This window comes from Rhizobium lentis (assembly GCF_014200175.1).
GTDB classification, from domain to species: Bacteria; Pseudomonadota; Alphaproteobacteria; order Rhizobiales; family Rhizobiaceae; genus Rhizobium; species Rhizobium mulingense.
In genome coordinates, this window is the sequence record NZ_JACHBD010000001.1 from 318,811 (window position 1) to 343,472 (window position 24,662).

Below are 24,662 nucleotides of genomic sequence, written 5' to 3' on the forward strand. Positions count from 1 at the left end.
CTGCTCCTTGTTGTGAACGATAGAGCAAAACTAAGGCCTGTCGGATTGAGCCATAATAGCCTATAGTTGGAAAACATCGTACCATTTCAGGCTACAATGCTCGACCTCAACGATATCATGATCTTCGCCCGCGTCATTGAAGCCGGCAGCTTCACCGCCGCCGCGCGCCTGCTCGGCATGCCGAAGACAACAGTCAGCCGACGCATTGCCGCTCTCGAGCGCGAACTCGGCGTGCGCTTGCTGCAGCGCACGACCCGCAGCCTCAGCCCGACGGATGCGGGCCGCCTCTATTACGAGGAAAGCAGCCACGCGCTCCGCACGATCGAAGGCGCCAACCTGCGTCTTGCGGAAGCAAGGACGGAGCCCGCCGGCACGATCCGCATATCGGCGCCGGTCGGCTTCGGCGGCCACTTCCTGCAGGACGCGATCTTCGATCTTTTGGCGACCTACCCCAAGTCGAGGGTCGAGCTGCGGCTGACCGACGACAGGCTGAACCTCGTCGAAAACGGCATAGACCTCGCCTTCCGCACCGGCATCCTGGAGGATTCCACGCTGATCGCCCGCAAGCTAGGCTCTACCCATCGCTTGCTCTGCGCGAGCCCCGACTACCTCGCCCGCTGCGGCGCGCCCGATCGCCCAGCAGATCTCGTTCGCCACGACTGCGTTATCGCCGGCCAATCCACCCATGCGCAATGGCTGCTCGAAGGCCCGGAAGGACAGGAAACGGTCACGGTCTCGGGGCGCTTCGCCGCCAATGAAATGCAGGCGGTCATGGCCACAGCGATCGCCGGCTATGGCATTGCCCGACTGCCCCATGGGGTCGCCAATGCCTTCATCAGGGATGGGCGGCTGTGCCGCGTTCTCGACGGTTACACGACCCCGGCCGGTGGCCTCTACGTCGTCTACCCCAGCAGCCGCCACCTTCCGCCTCTGGTCAAGACCTTTATAGAGCTTGCCGCCAGACGGTTGACCGCGGGAGCCGGCAGCAGCGACGACTTCGCCGTTATATAGCGGTGGCCCCGTCACGCTTCCTTCAGCACCACTTGCCGTCGAGGCTTTTCGATCAAGGTGGCGGTGACTTCATCGAGGCCCGACGTCGACCGTGATGCCGCGTGCCCGCGCGATCTTCAGAATATGCAGAGGGAACGCCGTGAGTTATTGCCAGAGAAAATCCGGTCCCGTGCTCTGGGATGTCAGCTTGAAGGTGCCATCCGGCTGGATGACATAGGTCTCGAATACGCGGTAGCCGAACTGGCCGAGAAAACTGTTCTTGACTACCGTTCCCGGCCGATAAGGCGAATGGACAACCTTGCCGCCATAGGTAATGCTGCCGGGAAGAGGCTCGGGAGGGCCAGCCGCGCTGGCACAGGCGGTGAGCGCGAGGACACTGGCGATAAGGGCGTGCTTCATCCGGCAATCTCCTGCATGTATGGGGGCAGGACGTTGCTCTCGACGCCCGCGCGTCACATTATAGCATTGCTGCCATCGAAATCCCTGCGCAAAGCCTGCGCCCGCGAGAGCGCGCCGGCAATCCTGTCATCGGTGAAAGGCTTTGGAATGACGTCCAGCGCGCCTTCAATGCCGTTTCCAATGTTCTCCGGGCTGCCGGTCACGAAGATGACATCGACGCCATAGCGGTCGATCAGCCGGCGGGCAAGCTGGACGCCGCTCGGGCCGTCGGAGAGGCTGAGATCGACGAGAGCGACATCGCTTTTCGGTGCATAGGCCAGAGCCTGCTCGACCGTCGAAACCGGTCCGACCGTTTGGTGGCCGGCATCCTGCGCGATGCGTTCGAGTTCCAGGGCGATAAAACCCTCGTCTTCAACTATCATCACTTTCATGGATTATCTCCTCCCGGCAAGCACGCCGGCGGACACAGCCCCGGCGACCCGCCTAACGCAACTCTCGCTCGAAAGTTTCCGTCTGAAGAGACATTCCTGTCGAAAATGGTAACCGATTCCGCAACACTATCGCGGGCTGCCGCTCGATGTGCGCGGCATGCCGTCCAGCGATCGGCACGGATCCTTGTCGAGGAACCAGCCGAGGGCGGGAATCGCTGCGGCATCGGGAAAACGGCAATTGGCACACGGAACGAATGCGGCTGATGCCCCTCGCCATCCGTGTCGACCTCCATGCAGGCACAGGCATAACCATGGACGGCATGGGGTTAGACATATTCGCCGCTCGTCAGATCCGGAATATGATCCATTCCCTCGGCCTTGTAGCCGCTGCCGTTCTTCATGATGATCCAGCCGCCGGCAGCGTCATTGAGAGACCAGGTGGCTGTCGTCGGATTGTCCCGCCGGCCGCAGCGTTTTTCCGCCTGTGCTGCGGCGGGCACGAGAAGCATCATCAAATCAGTCGCATGCAACCTGGCGATCGGCTCCTCCGCACCCCCACCACTATGCATGGCCTGCGGCCGGCGAGGCGATCGTCTTGCCGGCCCATTCTCGGTTGCAGATCCGCAGCAGCCGCAGCGGATTTCGCTCAAGGCTTCTCGTTGGCGCTCTCGGCCCGGAACGCCGCCTCACCGGCATCGGAGACTTCGACCCATTTCTTGTCCGGCGCCGCATCCGGAACGTAGCTGTCGTGCCAGTTCCACCATTTATAGGTCGACGTCTGCGGATAGCCGTCAGGCGAATCCTCCCAGACCTCCTGCCGGCCAAGCGGCGTGATGTCGAGGTAGTTCCAGGTGCCGCCCATCTGTTCGTCGCCGCGGTTATTGACGAAATAGGTGCGGAAGACGCGTTCGCCGTCGCGGTAGAACACGTTGGTGCCGTGCCATTCGTCGACACCGAAATCCTTGTCGAAACTGTCGGTGATGGTCACCCACGGCATGCTCCACCCCATCCGCGCCTTCAGCCGCGCGATCTCGGCCTGCGGCGCGCGCGAGGCGAAGACCAGGCTCGTGTCGCGGGCGTTGAGATGGGCGACATGCGCGACCTGGTCGGCCACCATCGAGCAGCCGCGGCAGGCATGGTCGGGCCAGCCGAAGACACCGGGCTCGTAAAAGGCGCGGTAGACGATCAACTGGTGCCTGCCCTCGAACAGGTCGAGCAGGCTGACCTTGCCGTCAGGCCCTTCAAAGACATAATTCTTCTCGACGGCCATCCACGGCATGCGCCGACGCTCGGCGGCGAGCGCATCACGGGCACGGGTCTGCGCCTTCTCTTTCACCAGCAGTTGCTTGCGGGCCGCCTCCCACGCATCCGGCGATACCACCGCGGGTTTCTGCATGGACTGTCCGCCCGTTCCATTGTCGGCTGTTGCAGTCATCGCTTCGATCTCCTCATTGGGGCGAATTTCCGCGCCTCTTCATCGAACCGCGGTTCTTCGCGCATTGGTCGGACATAGTTTCGCAGCGGAATTCGAACAGTGGGAGTAACAAGTGTGACCGTATTTTCGCCGCCGTCCACTGCAGCAACAGCCCGCGCCGAGAGGTCGGGCAGAGACTCGGGTGCGACGATTCTGACCCCGAACCAAATGGAAGAGTTGCCAAAAGCCGCGGACTGACGGAAGCTTGGTGTCGGCCAGTGTGAACGGATTGCGTGAGATGACGACAGAATCCACTTACGGGGAGCCGGCCAGGCAGGGCAGCGCCAGGATCTGCCGCGGCTGCTGGGACCAGATGCATATGCCGATCCCCATCGGCGGCCCGCTCGCCCTGCCCTTCCGCGCCTTCGGCATCACCCGCAGCAAGATGAACCCTGATATCTGCACGATCTGCGAACGATCCTTCCAATATGTCAAAAAGCAGCGCCAGATCACCATCGACGCCACCATCCTGTTTGCCGATATCAGGGGCTTTACCGATCTCTCGGAGCGGATCGAGGCTGTGCGCTTAAGTGAAATCGTCAGCCTCTTCCAGGATCGCTGCGCCCAGGCGATCTGGGCGCATGACGGCATCGTCAACAAGCAGATGGGCGACGGCCTGATGGCAATTTTCAATTTCCCGATCATCAGGAAGGATCACGCAGCCGCAGCGATCCTGGCGGCGCAGGCGATCCAGCGAAACTGCGCCGCGGCGCTGAGTGGCCTGGCGCTCGAGGCCCTGCCCGGCCGCACCCTCGGCGTCGGCATCGGCATTCATTCCGGCGAGGTGCAGATCGGCGAATTCTCCAGCTTCCGCAGCGATTTCACCGCCATCGGCGGCGTCGTCAATCAGGCCGCGAGACTTGAATCCCAGGCGGCGGCCGGCGAGATTCTCGTCTCGGCGGAAACAGCGGCAGAGGCCGCCGCGCTCATTGCCGGAGCGGAGGAGCGCACGCTCACGCTCAAAGGCATCGAGCAGCCGGTGCGTGCGCACGTACTGGTCAAGCGCTGAACGATCTGCCCCGGCCGACCGCCCAGCGATCTTTGATGCTGATCGCGTCCAAGGGAAGGTGCTCGGCGAGGCTGCCAAGCGCCCGCTTCCTCAATATTTCATGTTCCGCAGCTCCGGAAAATCATAGTAACGCAGCCGTTTATCGTGGCAGAGAGAGTCGTTCTTTTTCACGGACAGTATCACGTCTTTTTGCATGCCCAGGCTGATATAGGACCAGTTCGGGTTGCTGCGTTCCGTCGTGCGCGTACAATGCGCATATATCTGCTTTTCCGGGCTCAGCAGAACCACGCTGGAGATCTCGGCCTTTATGAAGTTCCCCGGCTTGATGGTTCCCTGCAGCACTTCGACGTGCTTGCGTCGAAGTGCGCTGGAAGGCGGCTGTTGGGAATCGACGACGGATTGCGGCGCCGGCGTCTGGCAGCCGGCCAGTGCCAGCAGCGCAAAGCAGGCAAGGTATTTGTTTTTCATTGCGTTGGATCTTTCTCTGCCAGAATTAGTGGATCGAGCTTTCCGCATGGCGACGGCTGCAGGCAACAACGTCACACTCTGTGCTTGGAGGCTCCGCCTGCGAGCTGTGTCCCTCAGCGTGAGGGAGGTTGGAGGAAGCCGCGCCCCAACGACACCGGAGGCATGTCGCGCCGCCGCTCAAGAAAGCCTTGACGGCGACGCAACCCGAGCCGTCGCCCTGCGTCAGGTCTTCATGCCGTTCATCTCAGGAAACGGATAATAACGCAGCCGCTTGTCGTGGCAGCGATCGTCATTCACCGTTGCGCCCAGCACTTTGCCCTCTGTGAATGAGACGCCGAGATAGGCCCAGTCTCCCCAACCGCGCTTTGGCACGATCCGTACACAATACGCATAAATCTGTTTTTCGGGGTCGAGCAGAACCACACTGGAAATGCGCGCCCAGACGACTTCTCCTGCTTCGTGTCTATAAGTTCTCTTGAACACAATATTGATGAAGTTCTGCCGGACGTCATTCGAGGGCGGACGCTGCGAATCTGCAACGGATTGCGAGACCGGAGCATTGCAGCCGGCAAGCGCCAGCAGGGCAGCGCCAAGAAAAATTTTCAATTTCATTCAGTAAGATCTCCCAGGAATCAAAGCGTCTACACGCTGATATTTCTACAAACACAGCGCGAACAATATTTGCAATACATCAAAGGAAACTTTGTCGATCGGCGGAATGCCGCCAGACATAACATCGCGCATGCAGACGGCACATCGGCTCGCTTTACAGCAAAGACGAGATGCCGCCGCGATCTTCATCATCATTGATCGGAACGCCGGCTTCCAGCGCCGCCAGGATGAAAGCCTGCCGCACCGTCTCGGCCGGCATGCGGCCCGCAAGCCAGGCCCGGCAGAAATCGATCGCCCTCTGCTGATGCACACCGCCGTTGATCGGCCAGTCGGAGACCAGTGCATAAAGCGCATCCTGCGGTGAGCGGAGAACCAGCCGTTCGCCGGTATCAAGATCGATCGAAATCGGTTTCTTCCAGAAGGCGGAATGATCGTTAATGGCAGTGGCACCTAGGGCTGGGTCGACAGAACATTAACTGCCAAGGGCCGTTTCCAGTTCCGCTACGACACGCGACCGTGAACCGCAGGCATCGGCGGCGTTCTTTGGAAAGAACCGGCTTACAAAGCCTGCCTGCCATGCCGGCCGGACGCCACCAGGAGCCGCTGGTTGTTGCCCTGACTCGGGAGCTTGACCAATAGGCCCGACCTACCCCTCGCTCACACGAGTGGCAGAAGCGTCATCGATGGCCAACGCTCGAATTTGGTCGGTTCGACCTCCGTCGCCACGACGACGCGCCGTCAGCCGGGCAACTTGCAACCCTTGCTCATGCCGGCGGATTGCATGGCGGAAACCTTGCCCTTTGAGGCGGCAATTTCGCCTTCCTTGTCTCCTCCGGCAACGCTGCCGATCGGCACGCCAACGAGGAAGACGCCAAAAGCGTCGCCATTCGCCGCACTGATTTGCTGCTTTGACAGATCGTCGAGCTTGGAGCGCTCCTTCTTCAGCTCGGCAGCGAGCGCCTCACAGCTGAGGTTGGTATAGGCCGCCATCGGAATATCCACCTGCACGATGGCGTCAGGACGCTTGGCACAGCCAGCCAGTGCGGCGGCGGCCGCGAATGCGATAACGACTCTTTTCATGTATAATCCCCGATTCCCGCAGCAGCTGTAACACCGCCGCGCGCAATACGGGAGACGGCGAAGCCTTCAACCACAAACTTTTGTTAGCTGAGATTGCATTCGCATGATCGCGTGGGATGCAAGAAGCAAACCTGATCACGCGCTTCGAGCTCGGTTCTCTGGGCTGCGCATCTCAGCATAGGAGCGTTGAAGAATAACGCGCCCAGAGGCGGTCGCCATTTGCATCCACGTAGAAATTTTCAAACGCTCAGCTTGCAAAAATCTATTCCAGGTAGATAGTCCGGTTGTTGGAAAATTTTGTTGATGCAATCTGGCTCGCTGCGATGGCCGGCGAGCCTACCCTGTCGATACATTTCAGTGAGATTTTCGAATGAAGCCGGAAGAATTGTGCAGCACTGAATATTTCTACAACAAGGGCAAATTGCTGTGGGTCGTCCTGATCATGCTTGCCGTCGTGGCGCTCTGTATCTGGATCGGCTACAACCCGCCGGAGCACAGGGACCCCCGCGTGGTCTGGCTCTTCGGATTGCTGGGCGCAGGGTTCTTCGGCCTGCTCGCATTGCTGCTCTCGAGCAAGCTCCTCTCCAGAGGTCCCGGCTTGGCGATATCGACGGCTGGTATCCGGCTTCCGACCTTCCCCGATCAGATCGTGCCATGGTCGGCCATCCGCCGCTTCGAAAGGGTCTGGAGCAAGAGATCGGATTTTATTGTCCTTCACCTTGATCCTGCTGCCGCCAAGACTTTGATCAGGCGGGGGCTTGCGCCAATTCTCCCGGAATGGCTCGTCGGCTCACCTCTCAAGGTCAATATTCCCTTGCATATTCTGCATGGCCAGCCGAGCTCCATCTTCGACCAGTTTTCGGAGCTGGCAGCCGAAGCGAAGGAAGTGAAGCGGCTGGAAAGTCTGGACGCACAGCTTGCCCCGCAGGAAGAAGACGAACCCCAGGCGCCAGCGCCGGTTCTCAACGAAGCCCGTTATCCCGTCTTCACTTACGCTCTTCTTGCCATTCTCATCGCTGTCTATACTGGTGAGCTCGCCTTTGGCGTCGAGCCAACCGAAGCCGGCTCTCCTACCATTCGTACACTCTGGCTGCTCGGCGGCACGTTTCGCCACAACATCGTCGGCAACGGCGAATGGTGGCGGCTGTTCACTGCGCCGTTCATGCACGCAAGCATCATCCACCTCGCGCTCAATTGCGTTGCTCTCTGGGTCGCGGGGCGGCTGTTCGAGCGGCTGATCGGCTGGCGCTGGTTTGCAGCAATCTTCTTCGTCAGCGCCCTTGGCGGGTCGATCGCTTCCGTCTGGCTCAATGATGCCGGCACGGTGGGCGTCGGCGCCTCCGGCGGCATCGTCGGGCTCTTCGCGGCCGTGATCGCCGCGAGCTTTCGATTCCGGTCGACGCCGATCGCATCTACGCTGCAGGCTGGCGCGGCCCAGATACTGGTCCCTTCGCTGCTGCCGATCTTCTCTTCCACAAGAGACGGTCAGACCATCGATTATGCAGGCCATTTCGGCGGCGCCCTGACGGGCGCGGCGCTCTCGCTTCTGCTTTTGACCTTCTGGCCGCGCGCGCGGCCGACGCCGCGTTACGATAGGGTGGCGATCGCCGTCAGCGCCGTGTTCGTGATCATCGCGACGGGAGCGCTCTGGCCCATCATCAACGCGCGTCAGCTCTATCTCAACGATCCGATGGCCAACTATTTCGGCGGCAGGTACCAGCAGTTGATCGCAGCACTTGATATAGAGGCAAATCGGAACGGAACCACGGCCCCTTATGCCCGCATCTGGCGCTATTTCGCGCAAATGAGAGTCGGCGATCCGAAGGCCCTCGACGAACTCAGGGCAGCGGCGGGCAAGAGCGATCGGGCGGCGTGGCCCTATCCCGTCTATCAGCTCTTTCTCGGCGAATTGAAGCCGGAAGATTTGGCGCTGAAGGCGGCCGACAGCAACCAGATCTGCGAGGCGATCTTCTACAGCGGCGAATGGTACCTGTTTTCAGGCGCCGCCGAGGAGGCGCGCCGACGGTTCCGGGCCGCCTTGCTGTCTTGCCCGGCAACCTTCATCGAGTACAAGGCGGCGGGATACGAACTGGCCAAGCTCGAGGTGAAATGATCACATGCCGCCGGCGCCCCACCTCAATAGAGCCTCATCCTGAGGCGCCCCGCAGGGGCCTCGAAGGGGAGACGGGTGCGCTGACATCGATGGCTGCAAGGAGCAGCGTCGCGGCGTGTCCTTCGAGGCTTCGCCCTACGGGCTACGCGCCTCAGGATGAGGAGCCCTGGTGGATGCCGCACCGATGATCATGGGCGCGGGAGGACACTGCCAACGCGGAAGCGGAAGCTGTAGCCTCGAACGACGAGGCGGGTGCGCCGGTGCCGGATGAATGCAAGGCGCAACGTCGCGGTGTGTCCTTCGAGGTTTCGCCCTACGGGCTAAGCGCCTCACGATGAGGAACGTTGGAGGATGCCGCGCCGTTCTCTTCACTCGAGCCCGCAAACGTCAGCTGCATTGTTGAGGAAAGCCGAACGATTCATTCGTTTCCCTTTTGTACTCTTTCCCTCTTCCCTTTCGCGCTGACTCTCTCCATATTCCCGCCATGGCCAAATCTCCGAAGAAATCCCCCGCCCCGAATGGCTTCGAGGAAGCTCCGCAATCGTCCTTCGAAGGCGCCCCGCTTTCAGGCTCCGTTGCCGACTGGGTGAAGCAGTTGGAGGCGGATGCGGAAGCATCGGGCGTCGAGAGCCAGCGTGATATTGCCTCCAAGGCCGGCAAGCATCGCAAGGCGGTGGAAAACGCGGCGCGCAAGCATTCCGAAGCCGTCAGCGTCAACAAGAAGGCGACGGTGGGCAAGACTGCCCGTGGCGTCTCCATCGGCGGCTCCAGCGATCCGAAGACGCGTGCCGCCGCCGGGCTCAACCCGGTCGCCGGCCTCGATATCTCGCTGGAGGATGCCGGCAATATTTCGCCTGGCGGCGTCACCGCCACGGTCGAGGCGCTGTCAAAGCTGATCGAGAGCGGCAATCCGCTGCACAAGAACGGCAAGATCTGGACGCCGCACCGCCCTGCCCGCCCCGACAAGTCCGAAGGCGGCATTCGCATCCTGATGAAATCGGATTATGAGCCGGCGGGCGATCAGCCGACGGCGATCCGCGATCTCGTCGAGGGGCTGGAGAATGGCGACCGCAGCCAGGTGCTGCTCGGCGTCACCGGCTCCGGCAAGACCTTCACCATGGCCAAGGTGATCGAGGCGACGCAGCGCCCGGCCGTCATCCTGGCGCCGAACAAGACGCTGGCCGCCCAGCTCTATTCCGAGTTCAAGAACTTCTTCCCCGACAATGCGGTGGAATATTTCGTTTCCTACTACGATTATTACCAGCCGGAAGCCTATGTGCCGCGCTCGGACACCTATATCGAGAAGGAAAGTTCGATCAACGAGCAGATCGACCGCATGCGCCACTCGGCGACGCGCTCGCTGCTCGAACGCGACGACTGCATTATCGTCGCCTCGGTCTCCTGCATCTACGGTATCGGCTCGGTCGAAACCTATACGGCGATGACCTTCCAGATGTCGGTCGGCGACCGGCTGGACCAGCGCCAGCTGCTGGCCGACCTCGTCGCCCAGCAGTACAAGCGCCGCGACATGGATTTCACCCGCGGTTCTTTCCGGGTGCGCGGCGACACGATCGAACTCTTCCCCGCCCACCTTGAGGATGCCGCCTGGCGCATCTCGATGTTCGGCGACGAGATCGACGCCATCACCGAGTTCGATCCGCTCACCGGCCAGAAGGTCGGTGACCTGAAATCGGTGAAGATCTACGCCAATTCGCACTATGTCACGCCGCGCCCGACGCTGAACGGCGCCATCAAGTCGATCAAGGAAGAGCTCAGGCTTCGCCTCGCCGAGCTGGAAAAGGCCGGCCGCCTGCTCGAGGCCCAGCGCCTGGAGCAGCGCACTCGCTACGATATCGAGATGCTGGAGGCGACCGGCTCCTGCCAGGGCATCGAGAATTATTCGCGTTACCTCACCGGCCGCGACCCCGGCGACCCACCGCCGACCCTGTTCGAATACATTCCCGACAACGCCCTGGTCTTCATCGACGAAAGCCATGTCACCGTGCCGCAGATCGGCGGCATGTACCGCGGCGACTTCCGCCGCAAGGCGACGCTGGCCGAATACGGCTTCCGCCTGCCCTCCTGCATGGACAACCGGCCGCTGCGCTTCGAGGAATGGGACGCCATGCGCCCCGACACCATCGCCGTCTCGGCCACCCCGGGCGCCTGGGAGATGGAACAATCCGGCGGCGTCTTCGCCGAACAGGTGATCCGCCCGACCGGCCTGATCGACCCGCCGGTCGAGGTCCGCTCGGCTCGCACCCAGGTCGACGACGTGCTCGGCGAGATCCGCGAAACCGCGGCCAAGGGCTATCGCACGCTGTGCACCGTGCTGACCAAGCGCATGGCCGAGGACTTGACCGAATATCTGCACGAACAGGGCGTGCGCGTGCGTTACATGCACTCCGACATCGACACCCTCGAGCGTATCGAGATCATCCGCGATCTGCGCCTCGGCGCCTTCGACGTGCTCGTCGGCATCAACCTCTTGCGCGAAGGCCTCGACATTCCCGAATGCGGCTTCGTCGCCATTCTCGACGCCGACAAGGAAGGTTTTTTGCGCTCGGAGACCTCGCTGATCCAGACCATTGGTCGTGCCGCCCGTAACGTCGACGGCAAGGTCATCCTCTATGCCGACCAGGTGACCGGCTCGATGCAGCGCGCCATGGACGAGACCGCCCGCCGCCGCGAAAAGCAGATGGCCTATAACCTCGAAAACGGCATCACGCCGGAATCGGTCAAGGCCAAGATCTCCGACATCCTCGACAGCGTCTACGAACGCGACCACGTCCGCGCCGATATCTCGGGCGTCTCGGGCAAAGGCTTCGCCGACGGCGGCAACCTGGTCGGCAACAACCTGCAGACCCATCTCAATGCGCTCGAAAAAAGCATGCGCGACGCCGCTGCCGATCTCGACTTCGAAAAAGCCGCCCGCCTCCGTGACGAAATCAAGCGCCTCAAGGCCGCCGAGCTGGCGGTCATGGACGACCCAATGGCGCGCGAAGAGTCGAAGGCGATGGAAGGCATCAAACGGAACGCCAAGGCCTCCCGCGAATCCCTTCTCCCCGCCGGGGGTCCGGAGGACGGGTCCAGACAAGCGGCTCGACCCCGGTCGGTGCCCGACAGGGCGGATGAGGGGGCCACATCCTCCTACTTCTCGCGCCCCTCCCTTGACGACATGGGCCCAGGCACCGACACGACCACGCCCCTCTTCCGCAAACCCCATCTCGACGAAATGGGCCGCGACCCCACCACCCCCGCCGGCAAGAGCCTCTTCCGCAAGAACGACCTCGACGAGATGACGGTCGGCCGCACGGAAAAGCCGGTGACCGGGCGCGTGCCGGAAAAGCCGGAGGCCTCAAAGGGCACAAAGCACTTCTCGCCATTGCTTGAAGGCCAGCCGGAACGCGATGACGGCGTGCGGCCGGTGGTGCGTGGACGCGTCGGCACCGGGAGCTACGAGGAGCCGGGCGAGCAGAAGCGCAAGGGGCGGACGAAGGGAAAGACCGGGCGGCCGGGGCGGTGAACTTCAACGTTAAAAACGCACCGTGATCTCGGCAATTTTCTTTGCTCCTGAAAGACCGGCGACGTCTTCCTCGGTCGCCGCCGCCTCATGTCAAGGCAGAGAGGAGTTTGCCCGCCGCCGCGATGAAACCTATTTGCGAAGTGACCGCAATCGGCAGAAAAACCCAGCAAGCACGGCGACGAACAAACCGGTCCCCACCCATGCCCGAATTCCGCATCGACCCCTTCCCCTCGCCCGCTGACCTCAGCACGCTCTGGTCCGCCGCCTGGAGCACACCCGAAGCACCTGACTTCTCCCGAATCCTGCCCCGCAGCCTCGCGCATGTCGGCGCCTATCACGACGACAGCCTCGTCGGCTTCGTCAACGTCGCCTGGGACGGCGGCGTTCATGCCTTCCTTCTCGACACCTGCGTTCACCCCGACATGCGCCGGCAGGGCATCGCCACGCAACTGGTCAGGGAAGCCACGCGGATTGCCCGCGAGCGCGGCGCCGAATGGCTGCATGTCGATTTCGAACCACACCTGACCTCCTTCTATCGCGCCTGCGGCTTCCGGCCGACAGAAGCCGGCCTTATCAAGCTGGCCTAGCCTCCCCCTCACCCAAACCCCATCCTCTCCTCGCCCTCCAGCCATTATAGTCCGGTTGCGCGGTCAGGTAGCCGTCATAGGGCCTATGATCGATCTGCAGGCATCGTCACCGTGCCGGGTCAGCTTGAAGGCAAGCTCGTCGGAGACGTTCCTCAAGGCTGCGGCGATGGCGGAGGCAACGCCTTCCTTGCTCGCCGGTTCGCCGCGCAGGCTGATGCAGAGATAGGTGCAGAGAAACTCCGCGGTATCCCGCGCGATCGGTTCGATGACATGCAGGTTGCGGCGCTTTCCGACCTGATAGCCGCCGAAATCCCGAATGCGGCGCTGAGACTGTTTGCGAAGGGCATTGTTGAGCAACGACCGCAGGAGCGTTCCGATATCATCTTGCATCCGTGGTCCTCTCCTCGTGAGGATGTGTTTGCCGCATGGTTTCGTGAATGGCTCCCGCCCGAGCCGGTGACATCAGAGCAATTCCGGACGCAAGACCGCCGCGGCTTGCCGGAACTGCGCTAGATCAGCGTCGGCTCGGGATCGTCCTCGACCTCGTCAATGATCTCGGGTCTGTCGTTCTTCGGCGAGCCGACATCCCGGCCGATTTTCCACATCACCATCAGTTCCGCCGGGAAGGTTTCATCAGATCGTTCGGGTCCTGCTCGGGAGACAGCCAGCGCTCATAATCCTCGCGATGCAGGATAACAGGCATGCGATCGTGAATCTCCGCCATCATCGCGTTCGGCGCGCAGCTGACGATGGCGAAGTTGCGGATGGACACGCCCTTTTCGTCCTTCCAGGTCTCCCAGATGCCGGCGAGCGCGAAGGCCGAGCCGTCCTTCATGGCGATGGCATAGGGCTGCTTGTTCTTGCCGGTGCCGTGAATGTCCTTCCACTCGAAGAAACCGTTGATCGGCACTAGGCAGCGACGCGAGCGGTAGGCGGCACGGGACATGCCGTTGGAACTGATGCCCTCGCAACGGATATTGACCGGCGGCGGCTGACCGCCGGGCTTTGCCCAGGGGGGCATCAGGCCCCATCGCCCTGCCACGAACATGGGACCTGACGTATCCGGTTCGCGCACGGGATCCCTCACGATGATCGGATGATCCTGCGACGGCGCGCCGTTCCAGCGGGGAAAGCGATTTCCAAGCCCATCAATATCTCCGCCCTTCACGGCAAAGGGAAAATTGCTGATCAATTCTTCAAGCGGCGTCTTGACGAAAATGCGTCCGCACATGGGTCCTCGCTGCCGGTAGAATATTGATGTTCTGATTATGTTCCGGAACAAGGTCCGGTCACAAAGCGTCAGTTATGTCCTTGCCGGAATGCCTGCTTGGGTGATGATCTTACCCAGTCAAGCCGCCGGGATACTTTCACGTCAAGAACGAGAATTCTACGAGCTCGCGAAGCAAAATAAGAGACTAAAATGCGGCTTTAGGTCTGCAAATTCAAAGCCATCCTCCAGTATTTCTGCGTCAATTTTTCGTTAAAAAACCAGAAACAAATCACAATTTTTCATTGAAAATTTCATAGTTGATCGGCATAGATCCCCGTGGGGTTGTCTTCCGCCGAACCATTAAAACTGTTCTTCCGCGGATTCTCATATTGCAAAGTAACAACGCATCTACTGGGGGTAAATTTTATATGGCCTTGAATATTCTGGACACAAACGGCGCCACAGTAACCAAGACCGGCGCCGAGTTCGAAGCTTATGACGTCATCCGCGACTCCGCAGCCAATCCTTCCGCACCTGTGACTCTTGTTGTTTCCGATGCCGGCGTGGTGGATCTGGCCGATGAGCTGGGCTCTGTCTCTGCACACGTGATTGGCTCTTACTACGGCAATGCGATTACGACCGGCACGGGCAACGACACCATTTCAGGCAGCGACGGCAACGACACGCTGAATGGCGGCGCTGGCGACGATATCATCGGCGGTGGTAACGGCAACGACATATTGATCGGAGGCGCCGGCAAACGACCTAATTATTGGCGGTGGCGTCCCCTGGCCCGGATCGGTCGAGCAGCCGCAACTCATTGCCATCGACGCCGGTGATGGCGACGATTCCATAATCGTGGAGAGATACGATCCACTGATTTCAGGAACGGTCGATGGCGGCGCCGGGATCGATACGCTGCAGTCCTCGTCCCTCGAAGGCCTGACGATCAAGAATATCGAAGTTCTTCAAACCTCGCCATATACCGTTACCGGTTCGAGCGCGCAGTTCGAAAGCTTTGATAAGATCATCGGATCGACAGATCCGTTTTCCGAGTTCTTCGCCTCTTTGGCGGTGACGGACAGCGCCCACCTCGATCTTTCCGACGAGTTGGCGGACCGCCGAGCCAATATCTGGGGCTGGAACAATCCCTCCGGAGTCGACGTCAAGACCGGCGACGGCGACGACATATTTGAGGGCAGCGGCGTCAACGACATTTTCGACGGCAGCGGCGGCAATGACTTCCTCGCCGGCGAGGACGGCAATGATAAACTGACCGGCGGCGACGGTGACGACCAAATCGATGGCGGGAACGGCATCGACACGGCTGTTTTCGCCGGCAATTTTGCCGAATATTCCCTTTCGATAGATAATTTCGACAACGTCGTAACGAGCGCATTGGAAGGCACAGATACGCTGAGAGACGTCGAATTCGCGCAATTTGCCGACGGTGTCTACAATTTCGACACGAAGACTTTCACGCTCAACAGCACTCCTCCTGATATACCTTTGAACATCTTGGAGACGAACGGCGCCACGATCACCAAGACGGGCGCGGAGTTGGAAGCTTACGACATCATTCGCCACTCCGAGCTCAATCCTCTCGTCGCGGCCACCCTGGTCATCTCGGATTCCGGGACGGTAGATCTTTCCGACGAACTGGGCTCAGGCTCCGCAGATGTGACGGGTTCAAGCGGCGACGATACGATTACGACGGGGGCAGGTAACGACACGATCTCGGGCGGTGACGGCGCAGACACGCTGAACGGAGGCGCCGGAAACGATCACCTCCATGGCGGAACTGGCAACGACACGCTGAATGGCGGCGACGGCAATGACCAGATCTTCGGCGACGGCGGGAATGATGTCATTAAAGGCGGCGCCGGCAATGATACGATCACCGACGGTGATGTCGGTAACTTCTCTCCCGATGTCGGCCTCGTGACGGAAGTCTTGGACATCGACGCCGGCGACGGCAGCGATGTCATTATCGTGCAGCCATTCGCTCCACTGATTTCCGGAACAATCAATGGCGGTGACGGCTTCGACAGCCTGCAAGCCCCCGACCTGAGAGGCCTGACGATCGAGAACATCGAATTGCTTGACACGGCAAGATTTCAGGTTGCCGGTTCGAGCGCGCAATTCGAAAGCTTTGATAGAATCGTCGCCGCGTCGACCAATTGGTTCGAAAGCAATCCTCGCGCCTCATTGGCAGTGACGGACGGCGCTCACCTCGATCTTTCCGACGAGTTAGGGGATTTGGGAGCCTTCATTACCGGCTACGGCTCCAGCATTGACGTCAAGGCCGGCAACGGCGACGATGAGTTTGCGGGAACCGACGGCAACGACATCTTCGAAGGCAATGGCGGCTACGACGTCATCAACGGTGGCGCCGGCATCGACACGGCGGTCTTCTCTGGTAATTTCGCCGACTATATGCTCGGCGTCATCTACGACAATGAAACCCACCACAGCGTGACGAGCATGAGCGGGCAGGACGGTGAGGATATGCTGACAGACGTCGAATTCGCCCGTTTTGCCGACGGCGTCTACGAATTCGCCACGCAAACCTTCACCAGCACCAATAACGCGCCGACCAATATCCAGCTCTCGAAAACTGCCCTCTCCGAGGATACCCCGATCTGGACGACGGTCGGCCTGCTCAGCGCCAAGGACGCCGATGGCGACGCCCTCACCTATACGCTGATCGACGGCGCCGGCGATCACTTCCGCCTGAAGGGCAATCGCGTCGTCACCTCGAAGGCGCTGGACTACGAGACGGCGAAGTCGCACACGATCAAGGTGGCGGTCTCCGACGGCAAGGTCACGGTCGAGAAGGACATCACCATCAACGTGCTCGACGTCAACGAGGCCCCGGTCAACCAGGCGCCGATCAAGCTCGCCTTCTCGCGCAGCTCGATCTCCGAGAATGTCGCGATCGGCACCTCGGTTGGCCTGCTCTCGGCCGTCGACCCGGAAGGCGGCGTGGTCAAGTGGCGGCTGACCGATAATGCCGACGGCATCTTCAAGCTCGTCGGCAACAAGATCCAGACCAAGGCGGCCATCGACTACGAAAGCACCCATAGCCTGACCTTCACCGCCGAAGCCTATGACGCGGCCGGAAACACCACCAGCCACGACTTCACGCTTGCCGTGAAGGACGTCTTCGAGCCGATGTCATCGAGCCTGGGGCATGAGGCGTTGATCTAGCACGACAGTTGCCGCCGACACAGAGATGCGTCGTTGGCGGCCTTCAAAGTGGTGGGGCTAGCAGTCTTGAAAGCCCCACCGGTGAGACTCTTCCGGCGGTCGTCGCGGGCACCACCCGGAAACGGCAAGGCCGGCGGCCATGTCCGGCATCCTCCGAAAATGCCGCTCCACGTCGACGTTCGTTTCGGCTATGATTCTCCACCCATCCGAGGAGAGCCGCATGCGTCTGCCCACATTCATCCTCGCCCTCGCCGTCTCGGCTTTCGCGGCTCTGCCCGCCTCGGCGGAGACCTACAAGACGCCGAAAGCGCTGCTGAAGGCGCTTTACAGCTACGACACCGATAGAAGCGACGCCGAGGCGCCCTCGCCCTATTCGATCTTCTTTTCCGACCACCTGAACAAACTTCTCCAGGCCGATCTCGACAACACGCCGGAGGGTGATGTCGGCGCGGTCGATTTCGACCCTGTCATTGTGGGCCAGGACGGCGAAGCGAGCAACGTCCGGATCGGCCAGCCGATCCTGCTGGGCGACAAGGCCGAGGTGGAAGTGCAGTTCAAAAACGGCGAAGAGGTAACGCTGTTCTACACTTTGGTGCGCGAGCACGGCGGCTGGAAGGTCGACGACATCGCCAATCAGAAAGGCGATGCTCCCTGGAGCCTGACCGCACTATTGGGGGATGCGCAGTAGGCGGCGGCAGACCCAAGCGCGCCGTGCCCGGCATGTCGGCAACGATAGAGCGCATGCACCGAGCGCGAGCATAGAGCAATGCAGGGTTGCTGCGCACCGCCTCGTTCCGTTTCGACACGCCGATCCCGCTATGGCACAGCCCTGCAAGCATCTGCCAACTTTTCGTCAAGTAACTGAATCTTCGGCATTTCCTGTCACGATAAACCGCATGCCACAATAATGGCGCTTGCCTTTTGACCGAAATGATGGCACGAATCCACCTACTCGGGCATTAGCATGCCGGTGACTGGACTGATGTGGCAATCCCTTCCGTTACGGAAGGAGACGCGGGAATACCCGCCTGCGTAGACGTTCTTTCCCCGTACGTGACTTCTCCGACTGACCCTTCGTCCCATCGATTCGGGGCGAAAGCTAAAGCCGTCCGCTTCCCCTCGGGGGCGCGGATACTAGACAGACTAAGGGAAAAGGACGATCCCAATGGCCACCAAAGGCACCGTAAAATTCTTCAACCAGGACAAGGGTTTTGGTTTCATCACGCCAGACGGCGGCGCAAAGGACGTTTTCGTCCACATCTCCGCGCTGCAGGCTTCTGGCATCCAGTCGCTGCGCGAAGGCCAGCAGGTTACCTTCGACACCGAGCCGGACCGCATGGGCAAGGGCCCGAAGGCCGTCAACATCTCGGCTTCGTAAGTCGGATTTCCGCTTTCTGCGGCATGAACGGCGCTCCGCTAGGGGCGCCGTTTCCGTTTGCGCTTGCGAATTTGTCGATCGCACCGGCAAGTGTTATATGCGCCTTTGACGATAATCCGCCACGCGCGCGGCAGGAGCGGCACCCTGCCGCGGCAGCCTGCGAACACAGGAACAATGAAACGCCGATGACGCAGAAAAGGCCGATTTTTGCGGTCGCCCCGATGATCGACTGGACGGATCGGCATTGCCGCTATTTCCACCGCCAGATCAGCCGCCAGGCGCTGCTCTATACCGAGATGGTGGTCGCCGATGCGATCATCCACGGCCCGCGCGAGCGGCTGCTCGGCCATGACGTGGCGGAACATCCGCTGGCGCTGCAGCTCGGCGGATCGGATCCGGCCAAGCTTGCCGAGGCGGTGAAGATCGCCGCATCCTATGGCTATGACGAAATCAACCTCAACGTCGGCTGCCCCTCCGACCGCGTGCAATCGGGCACCTTCGGCGCCTGCCTGATGCTGACGCCGGAGACTGTGGCCGCATGCGTCGCGGCGATGAAGGCGGTCGCGACCGCGCCGGTGACGGTGAAATGCCGCATCGGCGTCGACGAGCAGGAGCCGGAAGAGGCCCTGCCCGCGCTTATTTCTCGTGTTCTCGATGCCGGCGCCGATGCGATCTGGATCCATGCGCGCAAGGCCTGGCTGAAGGGCCTCAGCCCGAAGGAGAACCGCGAGATCCCGCCGCTCGACTACGAGATCGTCTACCGGATGAAACAGCGCTGGCCCGAGGTTTTCATCGGCATCAACGGTGGCATCCGCACACTCGACGAGGCTGCGAGCCACCTCGCCCATGTCGACGGCGTCATGCTCGGCCGGGTGGCCTACCAGAATGCGGCGGTGCTTGCCGACGTCGACCACCGCTTCTTCGGTGCGCCGGCTGCAGAACCCGACTGGCCGGCGCTCTGTGAGCGGATGATGGCCTATGCCGAGCGCCATATCGCCGGCGGTGGCCGGCTGCAGCACGTCGCCCGCCACATGGTTGGCCTCTTCACCGGCCTGCCCGGCGCCCGGCGCTACCGCCAGATCCTCTCCACCGACGCGGCAAAAAGCGGCGCCGGACCGGAGGTGCTGGCGGCAGCCTTCGCGGCCGTGGATTTTTCCGGGACGGAGCAGGAAGCGGTCAGCGCCTGACCTAACGTTATCTCTTCGTCGCCACCCACGGCTTAAGACCGCGCCTTCGGCAGCAAGATCTTCTTCTCGATCCGGCCGGCCACCGAGAACACAAGGATTTCCGTTTCTCTGCCAATCCGGCTGCCATCCATCAGCCTGACAATATCGTCGACGCCGCCGACCGGGTTGGCGTCGATGGCAAGGATATAATCGCCCTCCTGCAACCCGCCCTTTGCCGCCGGCCCATCCGGCTCGACACGCCGGATGCGAACGGAGGTCGTCTGCACTGTGCCCGCTGCAAGCGCCACCCGGCGAGGCAGCACGATCGTGTCGCCGGCAATCCCTATAAAAGCGCGCCGGACCTGGCCGTAGCGGAGGATTTCCGAAACGACGAAATTGGCCGTATTCGACGCCACGGCAAAAGCGATGCTCTGCGCGCCCTGAATCACGGCGGTGTTGACGCCGATGACCTCGCCACCCGAGGACACCAGCGGCCCGCCGGAATTGCCGGGATTAAGCGCGGCGTCGGTCTGGATGACATCCTCCATCAGCCTGCCGCTTGCCGCCCGCATCGAGCGGCCGAGCGCCGAGACGATGCCGGCAGTGACGGTCCATTCGAAGCCTAGCGGGTTTCCGATCGCGATCGCGATATGACCCCTGCGCAAGCGCTGGGAGTCGCCGAGCGTCGCCCAGGCCCCGGTGCTCGCATTGGCCCGAACAAGAGCGATATCAGTGTCGATATCGCGGCCAAGCACACGCCCCTCGGTAATTAATCCGTCCGGCGTCGTGATGCGAACGAGCTTGGCGTCGTCGACGACATGGCTGTTGGTGACGATCAGGCCATCGGGCGAAACGGCAAAGCCCGAGCCGTGCCCCTGCCGGCCCCCCACCCGCTCGATCCGGCTGACCGCCGGCCCGACCATGTCGACGGCGGCTGCGATCGATTGCGAATAGGCATCGATCAGCGCCGCGTCGTCCCGGGGGGCAATGTCCTTATCCATGTAGCCCATGATACGATCCTCTGATGGCAGCAACGGCCGTCCCGTCGCCGGCAAAGCAATCGCGGTTGTGATCGTTCGCCATGGCAGTGTCCGAGAAAATAGATGGTTGGGCGTCGACCCGCGTTCAAGTGAGCGCCAGCGGAGCCCGCATCCCGACGCAACAGGAGGGAACGCGACCTAGCCGGACAGATATATCGAACTATCGCGAGAGACAGGTTGAACGAATGGAAATAAAATGGCTCATTGCTGATATCAGCCCGCATTCGGCAGCTTGCCACAACCGAGATGCGGGGATCAAAGGAATGTTCGCATCGCGTAGCAGTCAGGAAAAGCGTGCCATGTTCCGCCGTCACGACGAGAGGATGGGCACAGAGCACGAATACACGCCTATCAAACATCTGTTATATCAATGGAATAGAACTAGGTGTTCAATAAGAACATCATCATACCTTGAGTCGATGTTGATCCCCGCAGGCGCCGCTCGTGGCTTTGCCGATCCAGCCTGCAACGGTTTTAGTCCAATCTAACCAATCAAGGAGTCATGACATGAGCACAGTCACAACGAAGGACGGCGTCGAGATTTTCTACAAGGATTGGGGGCCGAAGACCGCCCAGCCGATCATGTTCCATCATGGCTGGCCGCTGAGCGCCGACGACTGGGATGCCCAGATGCTGTTCTTCCTCGAGAAGGGCTACCGCGTCGTAGCCCATGATCGGCGCGGCCACGGCCGCTCCACCCAGGTCGGCGACGGTCACGACATGGATCATTACGCCGCCGATGCCGCAGCCGTCGTCGAGCATCTCGATCTCAGAAATACCGTCCATGTCGGCCACTCCACCGGCGGAGGCGAAGCGACCCACTATGTTGCCCGCCACGGCGAGCCACAGGGCCGCGTTGCCAAGCTCGTCATCATCGGCGCCGTACCGCCGCTGATGGTGAAAACGGAAGCCAATTCCGGCGGCCTGCCGATCGAAGTTTTCGACGGCCTGCGCCAGCAGCTGGCCGCCAATCGCTCGCAGTTCTACTATGACCTCCCAGCCGGTCCGTTCTACGGCTTCAACCGGCCGGGCGCGAAAGTGTCGGAACCGGTCATCGACAATTGGTGGCGCCAGGGCATGATGGGCGGTGCCAAGGCGCATTACGACGGAATCAAGGTGTTCTCGGAAACCGACTTCACCGAGGATCTGAAGATCATTACCGTGCCGACCTTCGTCATGCATGGTGACGACGACCAGATCGTGCCGATCGCCGCCTCCGCCCTGCTCTCGTCCAAGCTGCTGCAGAACGCCACGCTCAAAGTCTACGAGAAATTCCCGCACGGCATGTGCACCACGCATGCCGATATCATAAACCCCGACATCTTCGCCTTCATCAAAGGCTGATACCCAGGCCGTCGGGCGCTGACGAGGCGCCCGACGGCCATGCCGTTTTCCGGTAAAACGGCTTTCGCATGAAACCGTTTTCGCCGATTTGCGTTTAGCGGCCATGAAAAGAGAACGCGAACCCTCATCAAAGGCTTACCGGCAGGATCGTTTCGAAAATACCGAGCGAGCCGCCAAGGAAACCATCGAGGCGGAGCAGCGGGCTCGTCGGGAAAAGACCCAGCGGCTAAAAGAGCTGCGCCTGTCGCAGCAGGGCGGCAAGGACCCGGCAACCAGGTAGATCCGTGCTGGAGCCGTCAGCCCGCCCATCTCCATGCCCTCGCCCGCGTCTTCGCGCGCCTCGATTTCAACGCCGCGCGTTTTTTTCAGAGGGGCATAGGGCGCTGCAACATCTTGAACCGTCACACTGGTTTTTCATTTCAGACGTTCGCCCATCTTGCGGAGCAAGGTCTGCGAAATTATCTTTTTTCGCAATGGCGATTCACGGCATCGAAAAAAGGGCAGACTGCGATGTCAGACAAGCTGTTCAGCACGCGTGACGAACCGCTCGCTTCGGAGGACCTCGCTGTTTGCAGACGTGTCCACGAAGCCCTTTGCAAAAGGCTCGACATCGACAGATCAAGCGAGGAAGCCCATCGTCTCGGCGCCCTCATCATCGAGCTTTACCGGCAGGGCGTGCATGACGAGACCCAACTTTGCCTGCTTGCCGGCGGCAAGCAAGGCTGATCGGGCACGTCATCCCAGGCGTGCGATCAGAGGCCGGTGGTTTCCGCGCTCATCGAGCGGAGGTTTCAGTCGGATCGATAACCGGCGCGGATTCGGTCGTTCCCGATACCTCTTCCCCGCTGCCGGTGTTGGCTTCCGGCGTTTCCGCGGTCACGGCAGGATCTGTCGTCTCGCTGCCCTCGACCGCATTCTCGGTTTCGGTTCCCTCTGCAGGGGTTTCCGTCGCCGGGGCCTGCGCCGCCATGGTCTCCCGCATCTGGTCAATCGTGCCGACCGCCGTGCCGACGCCGAGTGCGTCCTTTGCCCAGCTCAAAACTTCCGGAGTGACCGTGCCCGTCTTGGTCGCGGCCGCAAGCGCTGCCGTGAGCGCCGCGTCGCCCAGAAGCGGATCGTCGGCTGGCGGAGCAACGCCGTTCGCCATCTCATACTGCGCATAGGCAGTTGCGAATGCCGCGATCCCAGCCATGCGCGGATCCGCGGTCTTCATGAGGGCATGGAAATTGCGCTTTAGGGAGTTGAGACCGGCAAGCTGTGCCGCCGGTTTCTTTGCCGGCTTTTCCGCGGGCGCTTTAACAGAAGTCGTCTTCTTGCCGACGCCCTTCGCAGTCACACCCTGCTTGGTCGTGTTTGTCTTGCCCGTCTTGCCGGTGGACTTGTTGGCACCGCGGCCGTTTTCAGCCTTTCCTCCCGATTTGCTGCTTCCGTTTCCGCCGCCGCTGCCATGGCTGCTGCCGCCGCCATGGCCACCACTCCCGCCGCCGCCTCCGTTGCCGCCGCCTCCGCCGTTGCCGCCACCACCGCCGTTGCCGCCACCGCCACCGCCGCCGTTGCCACCACCCTTGGCGAAGGCAGGCGAAAGATCGGTAAATACGATGTTGAGCGGCGCAAGCGCCAGGGTCGTAGAGAGACAGAGAAGGCCGATAATTCTGGAGAGCTGCATGGGTGGTCTTTCAGACATGAGAGTGACGCCGTTACATGCAGGTATCGAAGCAGCATCGCCATAAGGACTGGTTTAGCATCTACTTGCAATTTGAACTTCTTGCCGAATTTCGGCACGATCCATCTTCTGCTGATATTCGCCCAGAACCGCAGGACGCTGGAATATCGCGCAGAGTTTTATGCTTAGCGAGACCATCGGAGCGTCATGCATAGGAGAAGCAGAGTCCATGATCAAGTCTCTGCCAAAGCCCCGACTGCGTTAGCAAAGACGCACATAGTCCCGGTCTCGCATCCCAAAAAGAAACTTATTTCCCTAATTTGCGTTATCCCCTCGATACATCCGTGACTCAAGGTGAGTGACATGAACAGATTCGCCATCATTGTCCTGTCGATAGCGACGGCCTTCTCCGGAACGCCGGCTTCGGCAGGCCCGGCCTTCGTGCCGAGCCCGATTCAATCGGCGGCCCAGCCGGCGCCGGGCGATACCGATGCCCGGATCATGACCGTCGGCTGCAACAGGTTCTCGATCGTCTGCTCGCACTATGGCGACAGGCGCAGACATTACAGCGATCGCCGTTACTACCGTGACCGTCACTACTATCGCGACCGCGATTACTATCGTGACGACCGCTACGGCTGGGATCGCCGCTATCACCGGCGGTATCACCATCATGACAATACCGGGGCCATCATCGGCGGCCTGGCAGCCGGCGCTCTGATCGGCGGCATCATCGCCTCGCAACCGCGAGCCTATAGTTCGCGTGGCTATAGCTCGCATGCCGAATATTGCTACAGCCGCTATCGGTCCTACCGCGCTTACGACAATACCTATCAGCCAAATTACGGCCCGCGCCGTCAGTGCCGCTGATCGGGTATGACAATCCCAACTGCCAGCCCCGCATCAAGATGCGGGGCTTTTTGCTGCGTGAGCGCAGGGCC

The 24,662-nt window shown here is 61.1% G+C and carries 20 protein-coding genes and 5 pseudogenes; 13 read left to right on the forward strand and 12 right to left on the reverse strand.

The window, feature by feature from the left end:
• Positions 1–96 precede the first annotated feature (96 nt).
• Entirely contained in the window at positions 97–1,011 is a 915-nt protein-coding gene (locus GGI60_RS01595; RefSeq protein WP_183913154.1) for a LysR family transcriptional regulator, read from the forward strand.
• Between the two features lie 144 nt (positions 1,012–1,155).
• Here GGI60_RS01595 and GGI60_RS01600 read toward each other — a convergent pair whose 3' ends face one another.
• The 4 genes and pseudogenes from GGI60_RS01600 to GGI60_RS01615 all read right to left on the reverse strand — a co-directional run bounded on the left by GGI60_RS01600 (position 1,156) and on the right by GGI60_RS01615 (position 3,276).
• Positions 1,156–1,410 carry a hypothetical protein gene (locus GGI60_RS01600; RefSeq protein ID WP_183913151.1) on the reverse strand — a complete coding sequence of 85 codons (255 nt, stop codon included), beginning with the start codon at positions 1,408–1,410 and terminating at the stop codon, positions 1,156–1,158.
• A 53-nt stretch (positions 1,411–1,463) separates the two neighbouring features.
• Positions 1,464–1,841 carry a response regulator gene (locus tag GGI60_RS01605; protein ID WP_183913149.1) on the reverse strand — a complete coding sequence of 126 codons (378 nt, stop codon included), beginning with the start codon at positions 1,839–1,841 and terminating at the stop codon, positions 1,464–1,466.
• A gap of 126 nt (positions 1,842–1,967) precedes the next feature.
• Positions 1,968–2,380, reverse strand: a pseudogene (locus GGI60_RS01610) (DUF4087 domain-containing protein).
• A 107-nt stretch (positions 2,381–2,487) separates the two neighbouring features.
• Positions 2,488–3,276, reverse strand: a complete 789-nt coding sequence (locus GGI60_RS01615) for a DUF899 domain-containing protein (protein WP_183913147.1) — start codon at positions 3,274–3,276, stop codon at positions 2,488–2,490.
• Positions 3,277–3,553: 277 nt separating this feature from the next.
• Between GGI60_RS01615 and GGI60_RS01620 the strand changes: the two genes are divergently transcribed.
• Positions 3,554–4,324, forward strand: coding sequence for an adenylate/guanylate cyclase domain-containing protein (locus GGI60_RS01620; RefSeq protein WP_183913145.1), 771 nt, complete (start codon positions 3,554–3,556; stop codon positions 4,322–4,324).
• Between the two features lie 90 nt (positions 4,325–4,414).
• On the opposite strand, the gene GGI60_RS01625 is transcribed toward GGI60_RS01620, so the two are convergent.
• From GGI60_RS01625 to GGI60_RS01640, 4 genes and pseudogenes are all read right to left on the reverse strand, one after another.
• The gene (locus tag GGI60_RS01625) at positions 4,415–4,792 is read right to left on the reverse strand and encodes a hypothetical protein (protein ID WP_183913143.1); all 378 of its coding nucleotides are present in this window, start codon (positions 4,790–4,792) and stop codon (positions 4,415–4,417) included.
• A gap of 222 nt (positions 4,793–5,014) precedes the next feature.
• Positions 5,015–5,404 carry a hypothetical protein gene (locus GGI60_RS01630; RefSeq protein ID WP_183913141.1) on the reverse strand — a complete coding sequence of 130 codons (390 nt, stop codon included), beginning with the start codon at positions 5,402–5,404 and terminating at the stop codon, positions 5,015–5,017.
• A 262-nt stretch (positions 5,405–5,666) separates the two neighbouring features.
• Positions 5,667–5,843: pseudogene (locus GGI60_RS31825) on the reverse strand (DUF982 domain-containing protein); the annotation flags it as partial.
• A 299-nt stretch (positions 5,844–6,142) separates the two neighbouring features.
• A complete protein-coding gene (locus GGI60_RS01640; protein WP_183913139.1) occupies positions 6,143–6,484 on the reverse strand; it encodes a hypothetical protein in 342 nt (113 codons plus the stop codon).
• 370 nt (positions 6,485–6,854) lie between these two features.
• Between GGI60_RS01640 and GGI60_RS01645 the strand changes: the two genes are divergently transcribed.
• From GGI60_RS01645 to GGI60_RS01655, 3 genes are all read left to right on the forward strand, one after another.
• Positions 6,855–8,597 carry a rhomboid family intramembrane serine protease gene (locus tag GGI60_RS01645; protein WP_183913137.1) on the forward strand — a complete coding sequence of 581 codons (1,743 nt, stop codon included), beginning with the start codon at positions 6,855–6,857 and terminating at the stop codon, positions 8,595–8,597.
• Between the two features lie 484 nt (positions 8,598–9,081).
• A complete protein-coding gene (gene uvrB, locus GGI60_RS01650; RefSeq protein ID WP_183913135.1) occupies positions 9,082–12,123 on the forward strand; it encodes an excinuclease ABC subunit UvrB in 3,042 nt (1,013 codons plus the stop codon).
• Positions 12,124–12,323: 200 nt separating this feature from the next.
• Positions 12,324–12,710 (forward strand): GNAT family N-acetyltransferase, encoded by a 387-nt coding sequence (locus tag GGI60_RS01655; protein WP_183913133.1) that lies wholly within the window; start codon positions 12,324–12,326, stop codon positions 12,708–12,710.
• 31 nt (positions 12,711–12,741) lie between these two features.
• Here GGI60_RS01655 and GGI60_RS01660 read toward each other — a convergent pair.
• Both GGI60_RS01660 and GGI60_RS01665 read right to left on the reverse strand, forming a co-directional pair.
• Positions 12,742–13,100 (reverse strand): annotated as a pseudogene (locus GGI60_RS01660) (hypothetical protein); the annotation flags it as partial.
• 119 nt (positions 13,101–13,219) lie between these two features.
• A pseudogene (locus tag GGI60_RS01665) lies at positions 13,220–13,941 on the reverse strand (SOS response-associated peptidase).
• Between the two features lie 407 nt (positions 13,942–14,348).
• Between GGI60_RS01665 and GGI60_RS01675 the strand changes: the two are divergent.
• From GGI60_RS01675 to dusA, 4 genes and pseudogenes are all read left to right on the forward strand, one after another.
• Positions 14,349–17,130 (forward strand): annotated as a pseudogene (locus tag GGI60_RS01675) (metal-binding protein).
• A gap of 220 nt (positions 17,131–17,350) precedes the next feature.
• A complete protein-coding gene (locus tag GGI60_RS01680) occupies positions 17,351–17,818 on the forward strand; it encodes a DUF3828 domain-containing protein (RefSeq protein ID WP_183913129.1) in 468 nt (155 codons plus the stop codon).
• 477 nt (positions 17,819–18,295) lie between these two features.
• Complete coding sequence (locus GGI60_RS01685) at positions 18,296–18,508, forward strand: cold-shock protein (protein ID WP_003540801.1); 213 nt, start codon at positions 18,296–18,298, stop codon at positions 18,506–18,508.
• 185 nt (positions 18,509–18,693) lie between these two features.
• Positions 18,694–19,695: a tRNA dihydrouridine(20/20a) synthase DusA gene (gene dusA, locus GGI60_RS01690; RefSeq protein WP_183913127.1), complete on the forward strand. Its 1,002-nt coding sequence runs from the start codon at positions 18,694–18,696 to the stop codon at positions 19,693–19,695.
• 32 nt (positions 19,696–19,727) lie between these two features.
• Here the strand turns inward: dusA and GGI60_RS01695 are convergent, their stop codons facing one another.
• Positions 19,728–20,684 carry a S1C family serine protease gene (locus tag GGI60_RS01695; protein ID WP_183913125.1) on the reverse strand — a complete coding sequence of 319 codons (957 nt, stop codon included), beginning with the start codon at positions 20,682–20,684 and terminating at the stop codon, positions 19,728–19,730.
• 537 nt (positions 20,685–21,221) lie between these two features.
• Here GGI60_RS01695 and GGI60_RS01700 point away from each other — a divergent pair.
• The 3 genes from GGI60_RS01700 to GGI60_RS01710 all read left to right on the forward strand — a co-directional run bounded on the left by GGI60_RS01700 (position 21,222) and on the right by GGI60_RS01710 (position 22,784).
• Complete coding sequence (locus GGI60_RS01700; protein ID WP_183913123.1) at positions 21,222–22,058, forward strand: alpha/beta fold hydrolase; 837 nt, start codon at positions 21,222–21,224, stop codon at positions 22,056–22,058.
• A gap of 103 nt (positions 22,059–22,161) precedes the next feature.
• Positions 22,162–22,338: a hypothetical protein gene (locus GGI60_RS01705; protein WP_183913121.1), complete on the forward strand. Its 177-nt coding sequence runs from the start codon at positions 22,162–22,164 to the stop codon at positions 22,336–22,338.
• Between the two features lie 230 nt (positions 22,339–22,568).
• Positions 22,569–22,784: a hypothetical protein gene (locus GGI60_RS01710; RefSeq protein WP_183913119.1), complete on the forward strand. Its 216-nt coding sequence runs from the start codon at positions 22,569–22,571 to the stop codon at positions 22,782–22,784.
• 49 nt (positions 22,785–22,833) lie between these two features.
• Here the strand turns inward: GGI60_RS01710 and GGI60_RS01715 are convergent, their stop codons facing one another.
• Positions 22,834–23,724 carry a hypothetical protein gene (locus GGI60_RS01715; protein WP_183913887.1) on the reverse strand — a complete coding sequence of 297 codons (891 nt, stop codon included), beginning with the start codon at positions 23,722–23,724 and terminating at the stop codon, positions 22,834–22,836.
• Between the two features lie 360 nt (positions 23,725–24,084).
• Here GGI60_RS01715 and GGI60_RS01720 point away from each other — a divergent pair, with 360 nt between their 5' ends.
• Positions 24,085–24,591 (forward strand): BA14K family protein, encoded by a 507-nt coding sequence (locus tag GGI60_RS01720; RefSeq protein WP_183913117.1) that lies wholly within the window; start codon positions 24,085–24,087, stop codon positions 24,589–24,591.
• The last annotated feature ends 71 nt before the right edge of the window (positions 24,592–24,662 follow it).